The sequence below is a fragment of the Psychroflexus sp. MES1-P1E genome (assembly GCF_002836055.1).
GTDB lineage: Bacteria > Bacteroidota > Bacteroidia > Flavobacteriales > Flavobacteriaceae > Psychroflexus.
Genome location: NZ_PJBS01000125.1, coordinates 1 through 6661 on the forward strand (window position 1 = coordinate 1; position 6661 = coordinate 6661).

Sequence of the window (6661 nt, forward strand, 5' to 3'; positions counted from 1 at the left end):
ATCGTTTTTTTGTTTTCTTTTTACCTTCATAAAGATTGCCTATAACTTCAAAATTTTCAGATTCGAATCCAGTAGTCGGGAATTTTTTTTCCTTTCCAATAGCCCAAGGCCATAAAGGATTGGTTTTCTTTTCTTTTGATTGAGCATCATAAAAGAATTGCATTACAGATTGAACACAATCAATTTGGTTGAAAATACTTTCTTTAAAATATTCTTTATAGAACTCAGTTCGATTTATTGATTTTTGATGAATGATGTTATGTCTATTCTTTTCTAGAGATTTAAGGTTGCTCCAAAATTTTTGAGATTCAATTTTTGAAGTTGAATATATGTCAGTTAAAATATTGGAAAGTTTATCACCCATAGACACCCATCTTTCAATTGCTACTTTGTCATAAATCTCAGTTATGCCTTTATTTTTAACTTTGACTTCATATTTGTAATCATCTGGAATACTAAGATTTACAAAAGACTCAATTGCCGTGTATGCGAATACAATAGAAATTTGAATTAATTCAATATAATCTGCGGCAATTATGGATTTTTCCTGTAAAAATTTCTTCTTATCCATGTCGGTCTCAACCAAAGAATGATTGTTCTTTTTAGGATTTATCTTTTCATCATATAATTCTCTAGCCAATTTTCTGTATCGCTGACTTATAGAAAGAAGCATTCCTACATTATTTGGAGCGAAAAATTCAAATGGATTTTTAGGAAAATTAATTTCATCCATTTCTTGAGAAACCATTGAACCAGTTTCTTGTCCTTGCTCCAATTTTCTGTGCCAGATTGGTTTATTAATTCTTTCGTCAAATATTTCATATTGACTTGGATTAATACAATATACCAAACTGTTTTTCTTCATGACTTTGTTTAATTAACGATAACACAGTACCTATGGTTAGTACGGGAATTAAAAGTAATTAATTTCCGATTAAGCACTTAGCCAAATCTTTTTATTTTGTTTTATCTTTTTTGTTTTTAAAGCCAAATCAAAAGATTTGGCGGACTTGGTTAAAAGCTCTAAACTTCGGGTTAAGCACCAAAACCCGTATTAATTATAGCCATTGTTACCCAACGTTTTTTATCATTTCGCTTATCCGATTTTCCGTTTCTGTTTTTGAAATTCCGTTGTAATAATCTTTCACAAAAGGATGGTCAAAATCTTCGTGTGGAAAAATCTCAGGTCGGTCATTTCCACTTTTTGTCATTAAATCACACGGAATAGAAGATGTATCTTCATATTCAGCGATATTGCTACATAACCACCCAGAATATCCAGTTTCGTGATTTGGATTATTGAAATTTTCTTTATAATCCAAATAGCTTTTTTCACTTAAAGAAACCCAAAGTCCATATTCAAGAGTTTCACAAGCGTCGTTTACTTTTTGAGTTAGTGTTACTCTTATAAATCTGTCAATTTGGTCTTCATAATGAATTTCGCAAAAGTCTGTGTCTAACTTACCAAGTTCCGATTTTTCATCATCAGAAAGGTTGTGATAATTCGATGGCGAATTAAAAGCCAGTGCTGGCCATTCAGAATGTACTTGTCCACATTCTGTGCATTTAAATTCTGTCAATTTATTTTTTTTCCTTTTCCAGAACATTAAATTTATATATCAGATTCGTGTTTAATTCCGTTCTTGTCAATTCGACAATTCCATTTTGCAGGTTTTGTCCATTCTCCGTAAGTGTTCAGTTCAACAATTCCATCCGCAATTAAATTGTCTCTTTCATTCAAATCATTTTTGTCATCCGAATATATTTTAATACTCATTCCTTCTTTTAATTCAATGGGTACTCCGTCAGAATTTTGTTTAAAATCTGTCTTAGATAATAATACAAGATTCTCTTCTATCATTTCATTAAAATCAACATATATTCTTGGTTCTCTCAATGTTTTCTCAAATGTTGGGTAACGGTTTGTATAAGAATAGTAAGGGATTTCGAAGGACTGAACTTTCAATTTATCACTTAGCAAAATTTACAATTTTACCGTTAATTTTATTTTCATTTAACCGTCAAATTGTAAATTTTGCGGACTTTGTTAATATGCACCAATTTTGGGTTTGGCATTTAACCCTTATTATTTTTATACGTTGTTACCTGCTGGCTATTTAAATATATTATTCAATTCTTTTTCTTTGTTAGCATAAGAACTACGACCTAATTGATATAATTTTTCAAGTTTTTCTATGTCCTTTTCAGTCATATTCGTACCATATTCAGGTTCATTAAATGTATCATTAACTCTAACAATTTCAATGTCTTTATACAATAGTTTAGAAAGGATAACATTTGTATTAGTGCTCGAAAGTAATATGCGTTCTATAAATTTTGTGATTTTAAAATATTTTAAATATTTAACAAACCCTTTCATCGGTTTCTCAACGAATTTACCTGTACCAACACTTATAACTTTAATATTTTCTTTTTGGATTTTAAATGCTTTATCAGCATCTATTAGAGCAAATAGAGTTGAGTTGTTTGCAATAAAACCACCATCAATCGCATTTATTTGTCCTTGATTTTCTGTATGTATGATTTTAATGTCAAAAATCGGAAATGCTGAACTTGATGCTTGAATAGCATCTGATATTGTACATCCAAATCCTGGTAAAAAGGATTGTTGCATACCGTGTGCTTGATTTATGTTAGATTTAAAAATCAATGGGTTTTGTGTGTCATAGTTTAGTGCTACAATACCAACATCTGTTTTGAAATCGGTAAACATTAAATCGCCAAAAATTTTATTTCCTAATTCATTTAACTTTTTACTTTTTTTTGTTTTATTTCCTTGAGACATAACTTCAGGAATTAACTCAAAATATAATTTTTTAATTTCTTTTACAGGTTTACCTAATGCTAATAAAGCAGCAATAATAGAACCTGTGCTTGTTCCGTAAATCAAATTGAAGTGATTGTCTAAAGTACTGCCCAATTTTTGTTCTAGTTCGTTTAGGATACCTAATGTGTATACTCCTTTTGAACCGCCTCCATCTAAAACCAATATATTGAAATTTTCTTTTACCATTTTAATAATTATTCCAAAAAGTTATACTCTTGTTAATGAATTTTTTAGCATTTTTAATTGACCATTGTTGTTCCGATGGTCCAAATAAATCAATAATTTCATTTTGACAGACAAAATTTTCTAAATTGTCATTCTTGATGCTGTCCTCCCAAAATTTGAGTACACTAAAGATAATAGACGAATAGTTATTTTCTTTAAAGGCTTTATCTGGAACATTGTATAAAAGACATTCAATATAGTATGAAGGACATTTCTCTTTTGTAATTTGATTACCTTCAATTAATTTTGTTTTTATATTTTTAATTATTCTAACTGTAGACTTAAAATTTGTATTACAATTTGAGTTTTTTGTTGCTCCGTTTTTATAATGTTTATTTGGGAAGTTTATTATTTGGTCATTTGATTCAGAGCCAAAAAAGGTAATTCCTTCAATATAATCAGTTGTCTTGTTTTTTTTAAATGATTGATAGTTTCGATAAGTAGCACAACAAACGATATCAGCATCTAATCTTCCATTGAAACCATCAATACGAATTGCTTTATCACCAATCTCGATATTTTTCTCGTCATAATATTCATTTAATGACTCAATAAGAGCACCTCTAAAATCATTTAGTGAATACTTTCCATCATCATAAACTTCATTAAAATCATCTAATTCTTCTGATGATAATTCATCCCGATTTGAATAAAAGACAGAAGTAAATTCTACGACAACATCAATGTCACTATTGGCTCTAATATTAGTGTAATTCTTATAAGAACCTTGAAGGTAGATATTGTATTTTATGTCATCATTCCAAGAAATGTTATTTATGCAAGTTTTTATTGAATTGTAGGTCAATTGAGATGTTTTTGTTGCTCCTTGATTTGACCAAGTTGAAAGTTGATTTTCTGTTATTGCCATTATTCTTTCTCTATGTCGGTTTTTTTTTGCTTGCAGGTAACGTTTAGTATATGAAAAGTAGCGCTGAAAATAAGCGATAATTTTTCGGATTAACACAAGCCGAATTTTTAAATTTTACTATTTATTTTTTTACTTGGAAATCGTTAAATTTAAAAATTTGGCGACTTTCCAAAAACACCCAAACCATAGTGTTAGCAAATACTTGCGCTATTTTTTATATACATTGTTATAAGCCGTTTTTTTCAAGCCAATCTTTTAATTCAACTTTTTCTGCTTCTGTTTTCTCTTGCTTTTTGTCAACAACTTCTTGTTGTACTAAGGCAATCAATGAATGTAATTTATTTGATGGTATTCTGTCAGAAACGTCTTCGTAGTTTTCAATATTATTTCTTAGCATATCAGCTACTGCTGTGGCAGTTTCATTATCTTTTATTGCTTGAAGCATATTGTCAAATGTATCCATTCCATAATATCTATTACAGTATGTTGCAGCAAATAAAACAAGTTCCAATGATTTTAATCTAATAGTTAAATTTTTAGAACTTTGAAAAAATGCATTTGTTATATCTGAAACAGAATCCGCATCAGAGAAGTCTATTCTATTTTCCTTAAAGTGTTTAATAGTGTTTTCAGAATATAATTCAACTAATTGAATTGCTTCGTGTTCAAAATTACTAGAAATTATTTCTAATATTTTTAAAGGTATTTCATTAAATCTATTAAATAAACCTTCAGGTGAATCTTTGAAAGTATAAATTGAAGCAATAATTCCTTCAACATTCTCTTTATTATAAGTTTTAGATTTTAAGTTTTCTAATGCAATATTTATTAAATCTTTGAAATAATTTATTGGATTCGCTTTAGGTTCAAGTGATAATAAATAATTGCTAATTGCAGTTTCTAATTCACTAATATTTTGATATCTATTGTCAGGGTTATCGGCTATACATTTTTTAATTATGTACAATAATCCTCCAGGTAGAATATCACTTTCTATTAGAGCAGGATTTGAATTAGTCAAAATATTGTAAATAGTTTTTCCTAGTTGAAAAATATCACTTCTTATATCGGCATTTTTTGTTCCTCCTCGTTTATAAAATTCAGTTGGAATATATCCTTCTGTTCCCATATACTGATTTGACAACGTGATTACTGAACTATCTCTCAAAACAAATTTACTTAAACCTAAATCACTTACTTTTATTACGCCATCTAGACTTATTAATATGTTTTTAGGTTTAATATCTCTATGTATAATTTTACTTAAGTGGATTGCATTGATTCCTTTACAAACATCGAATAAGAGCTTAAGAGAAACTTTTACATCATCTTTTAAGTTTGGAATTATTGCATCAAGAGAATATTTACATAAAGGCATTATGAAATAAGGGAATTCGTAGTCTAAATTTGAGTCTAAAACTTCAATTACATTTTTATGCTTTATATTAGACATCAATCTAACTTCTCTTTTAAAACGCTTTATATCGTCTTCCCCATCATCTAAGCATACTTTTAACGCGAAAATGGTTCCATCTTTTTCAGCGCGAAAAACTTTCCCCATACCTCCTTTACCAATTTCTTCTAATAGAGTATATTTTTATCAATTAAATCTCCAATGTTCATATTCTTTATATCTATATTATGGTTGTTATGTTAAATGGCTTATAACGTGATTGTGTATGGTTAGTTGCGTGATTAAGCACCTAATTTAGTAAATAAATCACAGATAGAATATTCCGCAGGAATGTTCGTAAGTCGGCAGTGACCAAGCAATTAATTATACACTGTGTTGTGCAACGTATTTTTATTTAAAAGTCAATTACATTTAGTTCCTCAATTCCGGTTTCATCTATTGATATTATAATATTTAGTTCGTTTAGGGTTATATGATTGTCCATAATTTCAGACAAGAAGTTCCAACTTTTAGCATCAGGCACAAAAAATGAGTTAGGCAAACTCAAATCAGTTTTTGATTCGGAATAATATATAATAGTTTCAAATCCGTTTATATTCAGTTTTTCAGTTTTAAATTCAGTTGGTTTTGATTTCAAACCATTTAATGAGACGTATGTTTTATAGTTTTCTTCGTTTAATTTCTCAGATTTAATATGCAATAAAACTTCTCCAGAATATGTATACATATTTAAAGAATCTTTTTCAATTACGTGTTTTGCTATTTTTTCCGCAATCCTTTTTTCAATAGCATCAGAATCCGTTTTTTCACAACCAATAATTCCAAATAATAATATTATGAGGATTTTCATTTTATTCATTCTAAATGGTTTTCAGAGTTCGTTTGGATATGTTGCACAACACAGTACCTATGAGTAGTGCTGGGGCAAAAAAGCCATTCAGTTTGAATTTAGCACTGACCCAAGCGAGCAATTTTTTGTTTATAAATTTCAATCCTATAAATATATAAATTGCGAGCGAAAAAACATTCTTAAACCTTTCAATTTTGCCCAAACCTCCCGCATTACTTATAGCTATTGTTGGCAATAGTATTTTATTCAGAGAGGTTTTTATTCATAAGTTTCAAATTTTCAAATTTTGGTTTTACTTTAGTGTCTAAATCTCCCTCTATTAGAAAAAATCCATATTCAGCTGGAATTTTGCACGTTCAGAAAAGAAAAATTACAACTAATACTACTTTTTCTTATTCAATCAGAAAAGTTGGAAATTCAATTTCGGATTTAGTCAATTCTTTTTCATAAAAAATA

Annotated in this window: 6 protein-coding genes and 1 pseudogene; all 7 read right to left on the reverse strand. The window is 28.8% G+C overall.

Annotated features, from left to right (window positions below):
• Positions 1 to 865 (reverse strand): hypothetical protein (locus CXF67_RS03460; RefSeq protein ID WP_102087479.1); only part of this gene is annotated, 865 nt, incomplete at its 3' end.
• Positions 866 to 1070: 205 nt separating this feature from the next.
• Entirely contained in the window at positions 1071 to 1580 is a 510-nt protein-coding gene (locus CXF67_RS03465) for a DUF2199 domain-containing protein (RefSeq protein ID WP_257984574.1), read from the reverse strand.
• Between the two features lie 32 nt (positions 1581 to 1612).
• Positions 1613 to 1981, reverse strand: coding sequence for a hypothetical protein (locus CXF67_RS03470; RefSeq protein WP_257984575.1), 369 nt, complete (start codon positions 1979 to 1981; stop codon positions 1613 to 1615).
• A gap of 132 nt (positions 1982 to 2113) precedes the next feature.
• Complete coding sequence (locus CXF67_RS03475) at positions 2114 to 3034, reverse strand: patatin-like phospholipase family protein (RefSeq protein ID WP_102087481.1); 921 nt, start codon at positions 3032 to 3034, stop codon at positions 2114 to 2116.
• Between the two features lies 1 nt (position 3035).
• Complete coding sequence (locus tag CXF67_RS03480; RefSeq protein WP_102087482.1) at positions 3036 to 4037, reverse strand: nucleotidyltransferase domain-containing protein; 1002 nt, start codon at positions 4035 to 4037, stop codon at positions 3036 to 3038.
• Between the two features lie 130 nt (positions 4038 to 4167).
• Positions 4168 to 5523 (reverse strand): annotated as a pseudogene (locus tag CXF67_RS03485) (serine/threonine-protein kinase); the annotation flags it as partial.
• Positions 5524 to 5749: 226 nt separating this feature from the next.
• Positions 5750 to 6214 carry a hypothetical protein gene (locus tag CXF67_RS03490; protein ID WP_102087484.1) on the reverse strand — a complete coding sequence of 155 codons (465 nt, stop codon included), beginning with the start codon at positions 6212 to 6214 and terminating at the stop codon, positions 5750 to 5752.
• Positions 6215 to 6661 lie beyond the last annotated feature (447 nt).

Bases quoted from the DNA above. Each gene is read 5' to 3' on its own strand.
- CXF67_RS03475 (WP_102087481.1), bottom strand. From the start codon at position 3,034: ATGGTAAAAGAAAATTTCAATATATTGGTTTTAGATGGAGGCGGTTCA.
- CXF67_RS03490 (WP_102087484.1), bottom strand. From the start codon at position 6,214: ATGAATAAAATGAAAATCCTCATAATATTATTATTTGGAATTATTGGT.